This window comes from Paenibacillus sp. p3-SID1389 (assembly GCF_025151705.1).
GTDB classification, from domain to species: Bacteria; Bacillota; Bacilli; order Paenibacillales; family Paenibacillaceae; genus Fontibacillus; species Fontibacillus phoenicis.
In genome coordinates this window covers 1-15604 of record NZ_JALXVO010000021.1, presented here as the reverse complement: position 1 = coordinate 15604, position 15604 = coordinate 1, and the positions used below count along the sequence as shown (strand labels likewise).

The window sequence follows — 15604 nt, the reverse complement described above, 5'->3', positions numbered from 1 at the left end:
CTAAACTATATTGTACTATAAGACCAGAGAGAAATAAATAAAAGAGTCGAACGTCAATAGCTGTTGACGGAGCTTTTTTTACTGTGATATTATATTTAAGTATTGTCAATAACCGTGATATTGTATTGTTAGTGTTATTTTCAAGACAGGTGTATCTGGAACAGGAGGTGTAATGAATGGCTCGCAAATGTTATGTGACTGGCAAGAAGCCAGGCAGCGGTAACCATGTATCTCACGCAAACAATCGCAATCGGCGCTCTTGGGGCGTAAACGTGCAGAAGGTCCGGATCTTGGTAGACGGCAAACCGAAACGCGTATACGTTAGCACTCGGGCTTTGAAATCCGGTAAAGTGACCCGCGTGTAACAGACGGGACGAATTATAGACAAAAAGCACCTTTTCCTATGGAGGTGCTTTTTTACTGCGCTTTTTCCCTTGAAGTCAGCGGCCCAAGCAATCCTTGATGGCGGGAACCGCCAGGCGCGCTCTTCCGCTGCTTGGGGCGGGTTCTCAGGCCCCGCCCGCTAGTTCTTGTGAAACGTGTTCAGTACCGCCTTAACGAATCCTCCCAAAAACTTAGGCAGCTTGAATGTGTAAAATTTCATCGTTCACCCTCCCCATCGTGCTCATGCCTTCACCCATATTCTATGTTTGATGTCATTTACTCGTGTATTCCCGCCACAAAAAAAAAGGCTACATGAGAACCTTCGCTCATGTAACCAATGTATGCGCATCTTGAAGCGCCTATGCCAATCCGGCCAGGCTCTCGCGGATTTCTGCCATCGCAGCACGCCGGTCAGCTTGGCCAAACACCGCATTGCCGGCAACCAGCACATCCGCTCCCGCTTCTACAACCAGCGGCGCCGTCGCAGCGGCGATCCCGCCGTCCACTTCAATCCGCAAATCGTTTAAGCCCAGCTCATCCTTCCAGGCCTTCAGCTGCCGAATTTTGCGCAGCGTTCCCGGAATAAACGCCTGTCCGCCAAAGCCGGGATTTACCGTCATCACAAGTACGAGATCGACGTCCTCCAGCACCTCGCGAACGGCCGAAGCCGGTGTGGCTGGATTAATCGCCACGCCCGCCTTAACCCCTTGCTCCTTAATCAGGTGCAGCACCCGGTGCAGATGCACGCAAGCTTCCGCATGTACGGTGATAAGATGCGCGCCCGCTTTGGCAAAGGCCGGGATATATTCCTCGGGCTTCTCGATCATCAGATGGACGTCCAGCGGCAGCTTGGTCTGCGGAGCAATCGCTTGCAGCACCAGCGGACCAAACGTCAGGTTCGGGACGAAATGGCCGTCCATCACGTCCACATGCAGCCAGTCAGCGCCTCCCCGCTCTACGTCAGCGACCTCCTCGCCCAGCTTGGCGAAATTCGCCGACAAAATCGACGGCGCGATATAGATGTTGTTGCTCATGACGTCAATACCTCCGCTTCTTGTCCTTCATCTCTTCATAGAACTGTACATAATGCTCATAACGGCTGGCGGCGATTTCTCCATTGTCCGCAGCCTCTCTGACCTTGCAGCCCGGCTCATGCAAATGGCTGCAGCCGCGGAATTTACAGCCCTCCGCGTAATCGGCAAATTCCCGGAAGCAGCTGGATAACTCCTCGATCCCTAACTCGAGAAAATCCAGCTGGCTAAAGCCCGGGGTGTCAGCCACGTAACCACCGTTCTCCAGCTCAATCAGCTCGACATGCCGCGTCGTATGACGTCCCCGGCCCAGCTTGAGGCTGATTTCACTTGTCTCCAGCGATAACCCGAGCATCGCGTTAAGCAACGAGGATTTTCCGACCCCCGACTGCCCCGAGAAGACGCTGATCTCCCCAGCCAAACGGGATTTTACCTCCTCGGTTCCCATCCCGGTCACGGAGCTGGTGACAATGACCTCATAGCCGATTGATTCATACATTGCTTTGACCTGGCGAATGATTTCGGGAGTTTCTTCCGCCCCGTCCTCCTCCAGCAAATCCTCCTTGGTGAGGCAGATCAATGCTTGCAGACCAGCGTGCTCGATATGCACCAGAAACTTGTCCAGCAGCTGCAAATTGAGATCCGGCTCCCGCAGGGAGAACAGCAGCACCGCCAGCTTGGCGTTGGCGATCGGCGGACGGATCAGCTCGGTTTCCCTTGGCAGGATTTCGTCCACGGTGCCTTCCCCGTTTTCGGTGGGGGAATAGACCACCCTGTCGCCTACCAAGGGAGTAATGCCTTTCTTCTTAAAAATCCCTCGTCCGCGGCACTGGATATAAGCATCCGCTGCCCCGTCCTGTGCCGTCGCCGGCTTCACGTAGTAATATCCGCTTAATGCCTTCACAATCAAGCCTTCAGGCATATCCGCCGGCCTCGCTTTCATATCGGTCTGACTTAATTGCCATTGCCATGTTTGTTTCGTTTACCCGCCTTTCCTTTACCTTGGGCTGCGCCTTGCTCATTCTGGAGCGAAGCCAGCTTACCGGATAAGATCATGCCGGTATCGGGTGGATTATCACCCGAGTTCATGTCCATTGTGTCCTCATCTTCCGTACCGCCTTGATCCGGGAATTGCGGCACAGGTACAGTTCCTTGCTTCGCATCGATGTACGAGATCGGGTAAGTATCCAGCAAGACGCCGTCGCGCGTTACTGTCACGTAACCGTTCTTGTTCGGCGCCAGAACCAGGTCAACCGACAGGTATTGCGGTTTGCCTACCTTTTGCGTGCCCCATTCGCGCCCTTCTCCACGAGCATCCCCATACACGATCGTATATTTGCTGATTTGGCCTTCCTGTGCAGGTGCAGCCGGTACTTGGAACGTATAGTTGATCGCTTCCTGCGGATAACCGGTGCTGATAAACAACGTCACTTTCGAGCCTGGCACCACCAGGTCGTCCGGGGCATAAGGCCACTGTTTCGTTACTCTGCCCGCCTCGACCTCAAAGCTCGATTCCTCTTTGATTCCGTCTTCAGCCAGCACCAGCCCTGCGTCTCGGATCAATTTTTCCGCTTCCGCTTGCGTCTTGTTCACGAGGTCCGGCATTTTCACCTCAGACGGTCCCTTGCTGACCTTCAGCACGATCGTATCCGTCTCGGGATCAAATTCCTCTCCGGCTTCCGGCGATTGGCTGATGATCATGCCTGGCTCAATCTCGCTGTTGTTTTCCTCCACTTTCCGCACGCGGGCCTCGTCTACGCCAAGCTCTTTCAGCTGCTGCAGCGCATCATCATAGTTTCCCGTTAATGCCGGCATTTTTGCCAGCGGCTTCTCCGTGCTCACCTTCAAGTCGATGACTGAGCCTTCCTTGACCATCGTCCCCTCCGGCTTGCTCTGCTCATAGACGATCCCCTCGTCCACGCCTTCTTTGTATTCCCGGGTGATCTCCCCAACGGCAATCCCTTTATCGGTCAGGGTCTGAATCGCCTGTTCCTCGTGCAGATTAAGCACGTTTGGCACCGCGACTTCTGGGACGGTCACCAATTTCGTCACGTACCAGGCAACGCCGGCCAAGGCAAGCAGGACGACCAGCGTCAGGCTGACCCAAAGCGCCGGCTTGCTCCAAGCCTTTTTCTTAGGAGCGCTCTCCCGTTCCTCCACCATCGCCGCTCCGCTGTCGCGGGACAGTTTGGACGGCCCTGCCGCCACACCTTGAGGTTGATGCTGCGGACGGATCGCCGGAATGATTCGCGTGCTGTCTTCGTCATGATCATCTATAAAGGCCAATTTCGATTCCATTCTTCGTTCCGGCAACAAGCAGGTTTCCAGGTCGCGCAGCATCTCTTTGGCAGACTGGTAGCGTTCGTTCGGATTTTTCCGCATCGATTTCAAGATGATGTTCTCCACACTTTGCGGAATCATCGGATTCACCATACGCGGCTCATCGAATTGCTCCTGCAAATGCTTTAATGCTACGCTGATTGGGCTTTCACCAAGGAACGGCAACCGACCGGTCAGCATCTGGTACAACACGATCCCCAGCGAGTACAGGTCGGATTTCTCCCCAGTGGCTACGCCTTTCGCATGCTCCGGCGAGAAATAATGCACCGAGCCCACCACTGAGCCGGTTTGCGTAATGGTCGCCGACGTGACGGCACGGGCAATCCCGAAATCGGTCACTTTGACGCGTCCGTTTCGTCCAATCAATATGTTATGAGGTTTGATATCCCGGTGAATAATTTGGTTATGATGGGCGTGGTCCAGCGCATCGGCGATTTGCGACGCAATGCGAACGGCTTCTTCAACCTGCAGCGGGGCCCGCTCCTTAATAATTTCGTTGAGATTCTGCCCTTCAACGTATTCCATCACGATGTAATGGATCTCATCATCTTGTCCAACGTCATACACGCTGACGATATTCGGGTGCGACAAGGATGCAGCAGACTGCGCCTCCCGGCGGAAACGCCGGATAAATTCCTCGTCGTTCACAAATTGTTGACGCAGCACTTTGATGGCCACGTAGCGGTTCAGCAGCAGGTCCTGCGCTTTGTAGACAAGCGCCATGCCCCCTCCGCCGATCCTCTCGATAATTTGATAACGACCGCCCAATTCGTGTCCGATCATGAATTCCACTCCTTTTTGCCCGACCCGGCATCCTCATGTTGTTCCAGCAGAGCAACGCTAATGTTATCGTCGCCTCCTGCGTTCAGCGCCAGCTGGAGCAATTGGTCGGCCCGGCCCTGTAACCCAAGATCTTCTGATCCTAGCGTCAGAGCCATTTGTTCCGGTGTTACGTAGTTGCTGAGACCGTCGCTGCAGAGCAGCAAAATATCCCCCGGCTCCAACGACACACGGTTCAAGTCGACCTCAACTTGCTCATCGGTTCCCAGCGCGCGGGTTACGACATTCCGATGCGGATGCACCGTCGCCTCCTCCGCGCTGATCTGGTTGTTCTTGAGCAGCTCATTGACCAGCGAGTGGTCATCCGTCAGTTGGACGAGCTGGCCCTGCCGGAAATGGTAGGCCCGGCTGTCACCGATATGGGCGATCACGCCGTCGCGACCTGCGAAGATCCCCGCAACAACTGTGGTGCCCATGCTATGGTACTCCACATGCTCTGACGCTTTGCGGAATACGGCTTCGTTCGCGTGAAGAATCGCCTTCTTCAATTCTTCCCCGCAAGCCTCCGCCGACAACCCTGCCGGCAGCGATACCAAATCCTCGGTAATGGTATCTACCGCCATGCGGCTGGCAATGTCTCCAGCCTGATGGCCGCCCATTCCGTCCGCAACAATCGCCAGCGTGTATCCGGATTCCAGCTGGTCCACCCAGGTACAATCTTCATTGACGGAACGGACTCGTCCCACATCACTTACAAACACACAATTCATCACATTCGCTCACCTCGCACCAGACTCCATGTGCTTCGCCCGCAGTTGTCCGCAGGCAGCGGCAATATCATGGCCTTGCTCCCGGCGGATCGTCACATTGATGCCTTTATCCGCCAGTATGCGCTGAAACTTAAAAATATCGTTACGCGACGTTCTCACGTATTTGCGCTCCGGCACATAGTTGACCGGAATCAAGTTGACGTGGCAAAGCATATCCTTGATCACGTCGGCCAGTTCCTCCGCATGCTCCGGCTGGTCATTCACCCCGCCGATCAGCGCGTACTCGAACGTAATGCGGCGGCCGGTTTTGGCGATGTAGTAGCGGAGCGCCTCCATCACGTCGTCAAACGGAAAGCGCCGGTTGACCGGCATCAACTTCGAGCGGAGCGCATCATTTGGCGCATGGATCGAGATCGCCAAGTTAATTTGCGTGTTCTCGTCCGCAAACCGGTAAATGTTCGGGACAATCCCGCTCGTTGATACAGTAATATGCCGTTGTCCGATGTTCAAGCCCTTTTCATGGATCATAATCCGTAAAAATTTCATCGTGGCATCATAGTTTTCAAATGGCTCGCCGGTCCCCATGATCACGATGCTGCTGACGCGTTCGCCTTTGGCGTCCAGAATCTTTTGCGCCTGCACGACCTGGGCGACGATTTCTCCCGGCGTCAGATTCCGCTTCAGCCCCCCTAATGTCGAGGCACAAAACGTACAGCCGACCTTGCAGCCGACCTGGGTGGTCACGCAGATGCTGTTGCCGTAGTTATGCTTCATAATGACCGTTTCAATAGCATGATCATCATGCAGCCCGAACAGGAACTTCACCGTTCCGTCCTTGGATTCCAGCTTCGTAATCTCCTGCAGCGTAACGAACGCAAATTCGTCAGCCAGCTTCTGCCGAAGCGCCTTGGACAGGTTGGTCATCTCATCGAAGGAGCTGACGCGTTTCACGTACAGCCAATCGAAGATCTGTCCGCCGCGAAACGCAGGTTCTCCCTGCGATACGGCCCATTCCTGTAATTCTTCCAACGTATAATCATATATAAAAGGTTTCATTTTCACACACCTGTCCATATCTATTTTGAAAAGTTGCCCACTCATTCTTCCCATTTTATCATAAATTGACTTCCGACTAAAGTCGACCTTCCCACCGCAGCGGCGCAAAAAGGCCAAGCCCGCCGTTTCGAGCGGCTGCTTGACCTTGTCATGTCAATCCTTCTCTATCAACTTCCTGCGGAGTCGAGCAATATAAAATCCGTCCGAATGGGCGTCCTGAGGCAAAATCTGCAGCCCAGCCTCGACCCGCCCAGCGGCAGCTGCCAAAGCACCGCGTTCCTTCCAGCTTATCGGCTCATCCGCCAGCTCGAATTCCGGATGGCGGCTCAGGAAGGAGGTGACCATCTCGGTATTTTCGCGCGGTTCAATCGTGCAAGTGCTGTAGACGAGCAAGCCGCCCGGCTTCAGCAGCCCGCTCACCGAGTCGAGCAAAGTCCGCTGGACGCCGGCGATCTCCGTCACGTCCTCCGGCTTCTTCGCCCACTTCAAATCCGGCTTGCGGCGGATCACGCCAAGTCCGGAACAAGGAACGTCCAGCAAAATCCGGTCGAAGGAAGCTGCCTTCAGCCGCTCCGCGAGTTGCAGGGCGTCGCCCGATAACGTATCCACGTTGTCCAGCCCTAGCCGCTTGGCATGGTCCTCGATCAGCTTCGCCTTGTGCGGATGGATGTCGTTCGCCAGCACCCGGCCGCGGCCCTCCATGATCTCAGCGATATGGCATGTCTTGCCGCCGGGCGCAGCGCAGCAGTCCAGTACATTCATCCCCGGCTGCGGATCCAACGCTTCGGCAACGAGCATAGAGCTTTCGTCCTGTACGGAAATCAAGCCTTCCCGGTACCAGGAGGTCAGCGCCATATTGCCGCCGCTGTGGACCACAATGCCGTCCGGCGAGATCGGCGAGGCCGAGGCTCGCAGCCCTTGCTCTTCCATGAGGCGCAGCACCTCGTCCCGGCTCGCTTTCGTGCGATTAACCCGAACGCTGACCGAAGGTGGCTCATTGTTGGCACGGCAAATCGCTTCTGCGGCAGATTCGCCGTATTGCTGGATCCAGAGCGCGACCATCCATTCCGGATGGGAATGCTCCAGGGCGATGCGCTGCACAGGGTCCAGCCCCTCCGGCAAACGCAGCTCCTCTTTGCGGCGCAGCACGTTGCGAAGCGCACCGTTCACCATGCCGGAAATCCCCTGATGTCCCTTGCGTTTCGCCAGGTTCACCGCTTCGTTCACGGCCGCATGCGGAGGGATCCGGTCCAGATATTGCAGCTGATAGAAGCTGAGCCGGAGCAGATTTCGCACCCAAGGCGCTAATTTCGCCAGCCCCTTCGTCACAAACTGCTCGAGAAAATAATCGATCGTGTTAAGCCGCTGAATGGTGCCGTAGACCAGCTCGGTTGCAAGACCTGCATCCGGTCCGGTTAATCCGGACCTTTGCAGCGCCCCGTTGAGCAGCAGATTGCTGTAGGCGCCCTCCTGCTCAACGGCGGTCAGCACCTGCAGCGCTACGCTGCGGGCCGACGCAGCCGCCTGATTTCGGCCGCCCCCGCAGGATGAAGGCGTGCCAGACGGCTGAACCGAACCCTGGCCGCGGCTGGCTTGTCCAGCTGCTTTCGCACCGGTTCCAGGTCCCTTGCCTCCGCCCGAGCCTAAACCCGGCCGCTTTCCTGCGCCGCTCATGACAAGACCGTCCCGACTTGCATCACGCCGCCGCGAATGAAATCGCTGGCCTCCATCGCCTTCTTGCCTGCGGGCTGAACCCGAGTCAGCCATACCGCGCCGTCCCCGGTTTTCACTTTGATGCCCTGTGACGAAAGCTCAAGCACCGTCCCCGGCGCTGGTTCAGACGTCGACGCGGCCCCGCCCGCAGAAGTTCCTGCCTCCGCAGGCTTGGCCACCGCCCAAACCTTAAATACCTCACCGTTCCAAGTCGTAAACCCGCCGGCAAAAGGCACCAGCCCCCGCACGCGATCATAAATTTGCCGCGAGGTCGCGCTCCAATCGATGCGCTCATCCTCCCGTGTCAGATTTGGTGCATAAGTCGCTTCCGCATCGTTCTGCGGAATCCGCTCCGCCTTACCCTCAAGGATCAGCGGAAGCTGCTCCAGCAGCAGCCGCGCCCCGGCTTCGCTCAGCTTCTCGAACAACGTCCCCGACGTATCCTCATCGTCGATCGGCACCACCGTCTTGGCGATCATATCGCCGGTGTCAAGCCCCTCGGCCATGTACATCAAGGTGATGCCCGTTTCTTTCTCGCCGCCCATAATCGCCCGTTGGATCGGTGCCCCGCCGCGGTATTTCGGCAGCAGCGAGCCGTGCACGTTCAGGCAGCCGTACTTCGGCAGGTCCAGCACGCCCTTCGGCAGAATTTGCCCGTACGCCGCAGTGACGATCAAATCGGGCTGCAAAGCGGCGACCACGGCCACCGCCTCCGGCGCACGCATCCGCGCCGGCTGCAGCACGGGAAGCCCATGACGCAAAGCGGCTTCCTTGACCGGCGTTGGCGTCAGCACTTTTTTGCGCCCCTGCGGCCGATCCGGCTGCGTGACCACGCCTACGACGTTGTACCCTTCGCGCAGCAGTCCTTCCAGCGAAGGCACCGCAAACGCTGGCGTCCCCATAAATACGATATTCATCGGGCGCTGTTCACTCCTTCTCTTCACCCTCAGGGGTAATCTCGTACACTCTTTCCGCAATGTCCGTATACAATACGCCGTTCAGATGGTCGATTTCATGCTGGAACGCGCGCGCCAGCAGCTCGGAGCCCGTATAAGTCACTTCGTTGCCATTGCGGTCCAGCCCTTTGACGGTGACGGTCATGGCACGGCGAACATCTCCGCGATACCCCGGAATGCTGAGGCAGCCTTCCGGTCCGAATTGCTCGCCTTCCTTGGACACGATCTCGGGATTGATCAGCTCAATCAGCCCGTGCTCATCGCCGACATCAACCACGATCACCCGCTTGAGGATGCCGATTTGCGGTGCAGCCAGACCTACGCCCTCCGCGTCGTACATCGTATCCGCCATATCCGTCAACAGTTTTTGAATATTAGGCGTAATCTTCTTCACTTCTTTAGCTACCTGATGTAGCACTTCATCCGGTTCCTTAACAATAATCCGAATCGCCATGATGGCACTCCCTTTCCCGTCTTCACTTTCATAGTTTCTTTTGCTCTTTCCCTATTTTATCCCAAATATATGCTAGCGGATGAAAAATGGATCATTTCTTCCGTGCTTACATCAGCATTTGCGGATCGACATCGATACTGATCTGAAGCAATGCATCGCGCCATTGGTCCAGCGTCGCCGCTGCTGTCTCCTGGACCAGGCTCACCGCATCAAGGTCGCCGCGGTATTTCACCATGCACTGGATCCGATAGCGGTTCTTGATACGCGGGATCGGCGAAGCTACCGGGCCAAGAATGTCCAGCGCCGCCGGCACGAACCGGTCCAGGCTGCCGAACCATCCCTGGCGCTGGGCTTTCGCCCGCAGGTCGCCGGCAAAATTCTCAGCCATCCGCAGCAGCAGCGGCAGCTTCTCATGCGACAACGTAACCAGGATCAGCCGGCTGTACGGCGGATAATGCATCGTCTTACGCGTCTTCAGCTCCTCGCGGACAAACGATAAATAATCGTGGCCGCTGGCGTGTACGATCGAATAATGCTCCGGCATGTAAGACTGGATAAATACCTCTCCGGGCAGCTGGTGCCGCCCTGCGCGGCCGGCAACCTGCGTGAGCAGCTGGAACGTTTTCTCCGCCGAACGGAAATCCGGGAAATTCAGCGCCGTATCCGCCGCGATTACGCCAACCAGCGTCACGTCAGGAAAATCCAGCCCCTTTGCTACCATCTGCGTGCCTAGCAGTACATCGCCTTTTTTCTCGCGGAACGCCTGCAACAGCTTCTCATGGGCGCCTTTTTCGCTAGTCGTGTCAACGTCCATGCGAATAACGCGGATGCCAGGAAACAGCTTGGCCAGCTCCCCTTCCACCCGCTGGGTTCCAGTACCGAAATAACGGATATGCTCGCTGCCGCATTCCGGGCAAACAGACGGTGCGGCTTCCGCATAACCGCAATAATGACAACGCAGGTTGTTTGACTTCTGATGATAGGTCAGCGAGATGTCGCAATTCGGACAACTCGCCACATATCCGCAGGTCCGGCACATCACAAACGTCGAATACCCACGCCGGTTCAGCAACAACACGGTTTGCTCGCCGCGCTCCAGGCGGGCGGCAATGCCTTGATGCAGCGCGCGGCTGAACATCGAGCGGTTGCCTTCCTTCAGCTCCTCGCGCATATCGACGATCTGAACGCCGGGCAGCCGGCTGCCAGCCGGACGCTGCTTCATCTCCAGCAGGATCGGGGCAAACTCCCCGAACTCGCCGCCTCCGGAACGCGCCGCGTGGTAGCTTTCCAGCGACGGCGTGGCCGAACCTAGAATCACGGCGGCCCCATGCTGGCGGGCCCGTCTCACCGCCACATCGCGGGCATGGTATTTTGGCGTTTCCTCCTGCTTGTAGGAGGTTTCATGCTCTTCGTCCATCACAATCAGACCAAGCCGGCTGAACGGGGCGAAGATGGCCGAGCGCGCGCCAATCGCCACTTCCACGCGGCCTTCGCGGATTTTGCGCCATTCGTCGTACCGTTCGCCGGTGGACAGGCGGCTGTGCAGTACCGCCACCTTCGCGCCAAAGCGCCCCTTAAACCGTTCAACCATTTGCGGGGTCAGCGAAATTTCCGGCACGAGCACGATCGCCTGACGACCCGAAGCGATGCAGCGTTCGATCGTCTGCAAGTACACCTCGGTTTTGCCGCTGCCCGTCACGCCGTGCAGCAAGAACACTTCATGCCGCTGGGCGTCCAGCGTTTCCGCGAGACGGCGGTACACCAGCTCCTGCTCAGGCGTGCGCGGCAGCGGCTCGCTGCGTTGGAAGCGCCGGCCTTGGTATGGATCGCGGAACACCTCGACATCCTCGATGACGGCAAAGCCCTTCTCCGCCAGCTTCTTCACGGTACCGGCGGTCACCTGCAGCGTCGACAGGACATCTTGAAGCGACTGCGGCAACCCAACCTCCAGCAAGTATTGCAGCACTTCCTTTTGCCGGCGCGCCTGCGGGCCAAACGACGCGAGCGCCTCCTGCGCCGCCTGACCGCTGACAGCGGCAGCAACGGTTTTGACCGTCTTCTTGCGCACCTTGTCCTTGATCGCCTGGCTTTCCGTCAGCACGCCCCGGGCCAGCATATCTTTGATGAGGCCGGCAGCCTCCGGATATTTAGCCCCAAGCTGATTCATCGTGACGGTATCGGAGGCCCGGACGAAACGTAAAATTTCCTCTTCCTCAGGCGTGAGCAAATGTGGGAACGTAAAGGCATGGTTTTCGCCTTCTGCCCGTCCATCCGCCCCGGTCAATGCCCCTTCTTCAGCTGCGTCATCCGCCACACGAATATACCGCTCGGCCTTGCCCTTCAGTGCCGCTGGAATCATCGCTTGCAGCGCTGCAATCAGACTGCAGGCATATTTGCGGCTCATCCACTCCGCCAATTCCACCAGGTCCGGCGGCAGCGGCGGCATCATGTCAAGCAATTCCTGAATCGGCTTCATCCGCGCCGGGTCCATCTCCGGCTGCTCATGTAAGGACACGACAAAGCCCTGAACCGTACGGCGCCCGAACGGAACACCTACCCGGCTGCCCACCTCGATCCAGCCGGCCATCGATTCAGGGATTAAATAGTCAAAAGGCCGGTCGGTTTCCCGGCTCGGCACATCAACAATCACTTTGGCCATACGGTAGGTCATCGGTCATTTCCCGCCAACCGTTCGGCAGCCAGCTCCATAATCTGCAACGCCACCTCATCCTTGGTCATCTGCGGCACAGATCGAACTAAGCCGGATGCGTCGTAGATGTTCACGATGTTGGTTTCGGAACCAAATCCCGCTCCCTGCACGGTCACATCGTTAGCAACCAGAAGATCGCAGTTTTTGCGCTTCAGCTTATCCATGGCGTGCTGCTCCACATTTTCCGTTTCGGCGGCAAAGCCGATCAGGAACTGCGTTGTTTTTTGCTTGCCTAGGGTCTCCAGGATATCGATGTTTTTTACGAGCTCCAGCACAAGCGAATCCCCGGTTTTTTTGATCTTCTGTACGGCCGCTTCCTTCGGCCGGTAATCCGCTACGGCGGCGGCCTTAACGAGGATGTCGGTATTCGCCCATGCCGCCTGCACCGCCTCAAACATGTCTTGAGCCGACTGTACGCGGGTAACCGGAATGCCGACCGGAGGCTCCACCTGCGTATGCCCGGCGATCAGCACGACCTCGGCACCAAGGCGCTGCGCCGCTTTGGCGATGGCGAAGCCCATTTTTCCCGAGGAATCGTTGGTGATATAGCGAACCGGGTCAATTCGTTCCACGGTCCCTCCCGCGGTGACGACGACTTTTTTGCCGGCCAAAGGCTTCTGCGCGATGCGAGCTTCCCGTGCAAAATAATCCTTCACCACCCGGACGATCGTCTCCGGCTCCTCCATCCGTCCTTTCCCGACATATCCGCACGCCAGGAGGCCTTCGCCGGGCTCGATCATCATGACGCCGCGGGCCGTCAGCTCCGCCATATTGCGGACAACCGCCGGGTGCTCGTACATGTGCACATTCATCGCCGGTGCCAGCATAATCGGCGCCTGGGTCGCCAGCAGCGTCGTCGAGAGCATCTCATCTGCGATCCCCGCCGCCATTTTGCCGATGATGTTTGCGGTGGCCGGAGCGACCAGCACCAGATCAGCCCAATCCGCTAAATTAATATGTGCGATGGATTCGGCGTGTTTTTCGTCAAAGGTATCGGTGTATACGAAATTTTTCGATAACGCCTGCATCGTCAGCTCTGTGATAAATTTGGTTGCAGATTGGGTCATAATGACGCGGACCTCCGCGCCTTCCTTCACCAGCTTGCTGCACAAGGATGCCGCTTTAAACGCGGCAATGCCGCCGGTCACGCCTAATAAAACCTTCTTGCCGGTTAACATCGCTACCCCTCGCTTTCCCCAAACGAAAAAAATAACAACCTCGCGGTTGTCGTAAAAAGAAGCCCGGAGGCCTTTCGTATATGCTTTGTTCTCTGAGTTAGTCTGGAATTAGTCTTTGTTGATCTCTTCCGACACTACGTCATCTTGTTTCAGCTTAATGTAGTCCCCGTAGATCTCTTCGAGGGCAATGCCCACTGGCTTGTGCGACTTCGGTTGCTTCAGTTCGCTCTTCTCGCCTTCGCGCAGCTGTCTCGCGCGCCGGGAAGCCGCAACAACCAAAGAGTATTTGCTGCCGACTTTTCCAAGCATCTTGTCAATCGATGGATACAGCATGTTCAAAAACACCTCTTCTTATTTGGACTCATCGCCATATGAAGCGTTAGCTAGCACGACTTTCGGATTCTGCAATGCTCAGCGATGATAATGGATTGTATTCTCTGGCAAGCTAAATCGATCTCGTCATTGACGACGGCGTAATCATAATTCTCCATCAGTCCGATCTCATGGGCCGCCACGCTCATGCGGTGATCGATCGTCGCCTGGTTCTCCGTTCCCCGACCTTGAATCCGGCCTTTCAGCTCATCAAGCGACGGGGGAAGCAGGAACACGAACACGCCCTCAGGGAATTTCTCCTTAACCTTGAGCGCCCCCTGAACTTCGATTTCCAAAATGATATCTTTCCCGCCAGCCAGCGTCTCCTCCACGAAATCGCGGGGAGTCCCGTAAAAATTGCCTACGTACTCCGCATACTCCAGAAGCTGATCGTTCTCGATCATTTCCTGGAATTGCTCACGGGTTTTGAAAAAATAATTGACGCCGTTCTCTTCCCCCGCCCGGGGTTGCCGTGTGGTGGCCGAGACGGAATAAACCAGCTCCGGCATCCGCTTGCGCAGCTCAGTGCATACTGTTCCTTTGCCAACGCCAGACGGTCCGGATAATACGATAAGTAACCCTTTAGACATAGCTCTCTCCATTTTATTCGTCGTTGTCTTCTTCCTTGGTGGACAAACGATGAGCGACGGTCTCTGGCTGTACCGCCGATAATATCACATGATCGCTGTCCGTGATGATCACCGCGCGCGTACGCCGCCCGTATGTAGCATCGATCAGCATGTGGCGATCTCTCGCCTCCTGAATGATCCGCTTGATCGGCGCAGACTCGGGGCTGACGATCGATATGATCCGGTTGGCCGATACGATATTACCGAAGCCGATGTTAATAAGTTTAATTGCCATATTCAGGTAGTTCCCCCTAATTTGCTTGACTCACCCGGCGCCGGGTAGATGGCTTACTCGAGATTCGCCGCCTGCTCGCGGATCTTCTCTAACTCGGCCTTCAACTCGACAACCAGGTTGACTAGAGCCAAATGATTGGCTTTAGATCCAATCGTATTGGTTTCCCGGTTCATTTCCTGTATGAGAAAATCCAGCTTGCGCCCTACCGGTTCATAAGCTTGAAGCAGACTGCGGCACTGTTCGAAGTGGCTCTTCAGCCGAATCAGCTCCTCATCGATGTTAGACCGGTCTGCAAACACGGCCACTTCCATCGCAAATCGCTGCTCGTCGTAGTTCCCCTCCAACAGTTCGGCTAGCCGATTTTTCAGACGGCTCCGGTACTCTTTCACGACTTCCGGAGCCAACCGAACCATTTCGCCGTGGATCGCTTCCAGCCGCTGCAGTCGCTCACCCAAATCGGCGGCCAAATGCTTCCCTTCCCGTTCCCGCATACCTAAAAGCCCAATCAGCGCTTCCTCCAAGCCTTCGGTCAGCACCTGTTCCCATCCGGGATCAGCACTGCCGGCCGGGGCTGCTTCCTCGGGCGTCGTCAAGGCATCCGGCAGGGATAGCAAATCTCTGGCGCTTAGCTTCGCGTCGACACCATAGTGCTTGGCGAGCTCACCCGCTGCCTTTAGGTACGCTTCGACGACCGGACGGTTTAATACGTAAGGAAGGGTGCCGGATTCATCGCGTTCTTTACTGATGTATACATCAATGCGTCCCCGTTTGATATGGCGCTGAACCAGGCGCCTTAGTCCGTCTTCGTAGCACGTCCATTCCCGCGGCATCCGCAGAACAACCTCAGCATACCGATGGTTGACGGACTTGATTTCAAATTGGACGACGTAACCGCCATACGATCTGACGGCCCCACCGTACCCAGTCATACTGTGCGACATAGGCATCACATCCGTTACCCTATTGTAATTGATTATGACAACCGAGACAAGTGGG

The 15604-nt window shown here is 56.5% G+C and carries 16 protein-coding genes; 1 reads left to right on the top strand and 15 read right to left on the bottom strand.

Going from position 1 to position 15604, the window contains the following annotated elements:
• Positions 1-176 precede the first annotated feature (176 nt).
• On the top strand, positions 177-365 hold the full coding sequence (gene rpmB, locus M3G15_RS10775) for a 50S ribosomal protein L28 (protein ID WP_009225259.1): 189 nt from the start codon (positions 177-179) through the stop codon (positions 363-365).
• Between the two features lie 158 nt (positions 366-523).
• Here the strand turns inward: rpmB and spoVM are convergent, their stop codons facing one another.
• The 15 genes from spoVM to M3G15_RS10700 form a co-directional block, all read right to left on the bottom strand.
• A complete protein-coding gene (spoVM, locus tag M3G15_RS10770) occupies positions 524-604 on the bottom strand; it encodes a stage V sporulation protein SpoVM (protein ID WP_036621610.1) in 81 nt (26 codons plus the stop codon).
• A 139-nt stretch (positions 605-743) separates the two neighbouring features.
• Positions 744-1418 carry a ribulose-phosphate 3-epimerase gene (gene rpe / locus M3G15_RS10765; RefSeq protein ID WP_009225258.1) on the bottom strand — a complete coding sequence of 225 codons (675 nt, stop codon included), beginning with the start codon at positions 1416-1418 and terminating at the stop codon, positions 744-746.
• Between the two features lie 4 nt (positions 1419-1422).
• Entirely contained in the window at positions 1423-2337 is a 915-nt protein-coding gene (gene rsgA, locus M3G15_RS10760) for a ribosome small subunit-dependent GTPase A (RefSeq protein WP_009225257.1), read from the bottom strand.
• 32 nt (positions 2338-2369) lie between these two features.
• Complete coding sequence (gene pknB, locus M3G15_RS10755) at positions 2370-4538, bottom strand: Stk1 family PASTA domain-containing Ser/Thr kinase (RefSeq protein ID WP_260070896.1); 2169 nt, start codon at positions 4536-4538, stop codon at positions 2370-2372.
• Positions 4535-5308 carry a Stp1/IreP family PP2C-type Ser/Thr phosphatase gene (locus tag M3G15_RS10750; protein ID WP_016311622.1) on the bottom strand — a complete coding sequence of 258 codons (774 nt, stop codon included), beginning with the start codon at positions 5306-5308 and terminating at the stop codon, positions 4535-4537. Before M3G15_RS10750 ends, pknB begins: the two co-directional genes overlap by 4 nt.
• Before the next feature lie 6 nt (positions 5309-5314).
• Positions 5315-6361, bottom strand: coding sequence for a dual-specificity RNA methyltransferase RlmN (gene rlmN / locus M3G15_RS10745; RefSeq protein WP_009225254.1), 1047 nt, complete (start codon positions 6359-6361; stop codon positions 5315-5317).
• A gap of 153 nt (positions 6362-6514) precedes the next feature.
• The gene (rsmB, locus tag M3G15_RS10740) at positions 6515-8035 is read right to left on the bottom strand and encodes a 16S rRNA (cytosine(967)-C(5))-methyltransferase RsmB (RefSeq protein ID WP_260070895.1); all 1521 of its coding nucleotides are present in this window, start codon (positions 8033-8035) and stop codon (positions 6515-6517) included.
• A complete protein-coding gene (gene fmt, locus M3G15_RS10735; protein ID WP_260070894.1) occupies positions 8032-8991 on the bottom strand; it encodes a methionyl-tRNA formyltransferase in 960 nt (319 codons plus the stop codon). The genes rsmB and fmt overlap by 4 nt, the downstream gene beginning before the upstream one ends.
• Before the next feature lie 10 nt (positions 8992-9001).
• Positions 9002-9484, bottom strand: coding sequence for a peptide deformylase (def, locus tag M3G15_RS10730; protein WP_009225251.1), 483 nt, complete (start codon positions 9482-9484; stop codon positions 9002-9004).
• A 106-nt stretch (positions 9485-9590) separates the two neighbouring features.
• A complete protein-coding gene (gene priA, locus M3G15_RS10725) occupies positions 9591-12155 on the bottom strand; it encodes a primosomal protein N' (RefSeq protein WP_009225250.1) in 2565 nt (854 codons plus the stop codon).
• A complete protein-coding gene (gene coaBC, locus M3G15_RS10720; protein WP_260070893.1) occupies positions 12152-13372 on the bottom strand; it encodes a bifunctional phosphopantothenoylcysteine decarboxylase/phosphopantothenate--cysteine ligase CoaBC in 1221 nt (406 codons plus the stop codon). Before coaBC ends, priA begins: the two co-directional genes overlap by 4 nt.
• A gap of 108 nt (positions 13373-13480) precedes the next feature.
• Positions 13481-13705, bottom strand: coding sequence for a DNA-directed RNA polymerase subunit omega (rpoZ, locus tag M3G15_RS10715; RefSeq protein ID WP_036645258.1), 225 nt, complete (start codon positions 13703-13705; stop codon positions 13481-13483).
• Positions 13706-13755: 50 nt separating this feature from the next.
• Complete coding sequence (gene gmk / locus M3G15_RS10710; RefSeq protein ID WP_016311614.1) at positions 13756-14334, bottom strand: guanylate kinase; 579 nt, start codon at positions 14332-14334, stop codon at positions 13756-13758.
• Between the two features lie 13 nt (positions 14335-14347).
• Complete coding sequence (gene remA / locus M3G15_RS10705; protein ID WP_009225246.1) at positions 14348-14608, bottom strand: extracellular matrix/biofilm regulator RemA; 261 nt, start codon at positions 14606-14608, stop codon at positions 14348-14350.
• A gap of 53 nt (positions 14609-14661) precedes the next feature.
• Positions 14662-15549, bottom strand: a complete 888-nt coding sequence (locus tag M3G15_RS10700; protein ID WP_009225245.1) for a YicC/YloC family endoribonuclease — start codon at positions 15547-15549, stop codon at positions 14662-14664.
• Positions 15550-15604: the final 55 nt, after the last annotated feature.

Excerpts from the sequence above, each read along its gene's own strand:
- rpmB (WP_009225259.1), top strand. The coding sequence starts at position 177 with ATGGCTCGCAAATGTTATGTGACTGGCAAGAAGCCAGGCAGCGGTAAC.
- spoVM (WP_036621610.1), bottom strand. The coding sequence starts at position 604 with ATGAAATTTTACACATTCAAGCTGCCTAAGTTTTTGGGAGGATTCGTT.
- rpe (WP_009225258.1), bottom strand. The coding sequence starts at position 1,418 with ATGAGCAACAACATCTATATCGCGCCGTCGATTTTGTCGGCGAATTTC.
- rsgA (WP_009225257.1), bottom strand. The coding sequence starts at position 2,337 with ATGCCTGAAGGCTTGATTGTGAAGGCATTAAGCGGATATTACTACGTG.
- pknB (WP_260070896.1), bottom strand. The coding sequence starts at position 4,538 with ATGATCGGACACGAATTGGGCGGTCGTTATCAAATTATCGAGAGGATC.
- rlmN (WP_009225254.1), bottom strand. The coding sequence starts at position 6,361 with ATGAAACCTTTTATATATGATTATACGTTGGAAGAATTACAGGAATGG.
- rsmB (WP_260070895.1), bottom strand. The coding sequence starts at position 8,035 with ATGAGCGGCGCAGGAAAGCGGCCGGGTTTAGGCTCGGGCGGAGGCAAG.
- fmt (WP_260070894.1), bottom strand. The coding sequence starts at position 8,991 with ATGAATATCGTATTTATGGGGACGCCAGCGTTTGCGGTGCCTTCGCTG.
- def (WP_009225251.1), bottom strand. The coding sequence starts at position 9,484 with ATGGCGATTCGGATTATTGTTAAGGAACCGGATGAAGTGCTACATCAG.
- priA (WP_009225250.1), bottom strand. The coding sequence starts at position 12,155 with ATGACCTACCGTATGGCCAAAGTGATTGTTGATGTGCCGAGCCGGGAA.
- coaBC (WP_260070893.1), bottom strand. The coding sequence starts at position 13,372 with ATGTTAACCGGCAAGAAGGTTTTATTAGGCGTGACCGGCGGCATTGCC.
- rpoZ (WP_036645258.1), bottom strand. The coding sequence starts at position 13,705 with ATGCTGTATCCATCGATTGACAAGATGCTTGGAAAAGTCGGCAGCAAA.
- gmk (WP_016311614.1), bottom strand. The coding sequence starts at position 14,334 with ATGTCTAAAGGGTTACTTATCGTATTATCCGGACCGTCTGGCGTTGGC.
- remA (WP_009225246.1), bottom strand. The coding sequence starts at position 14,608 with ATGGCAATTAAACTTATTAACATCGGCTTCGGTAATATCGTATCGGCC.
- M3G15_RS10700 (WP_009225245.1), bottom strand. The coding sequence starts at position 15,549 with ATGTCGCACAGTATGACTGGGTACGGTGGGGCCGTCAGATCGTATGGC.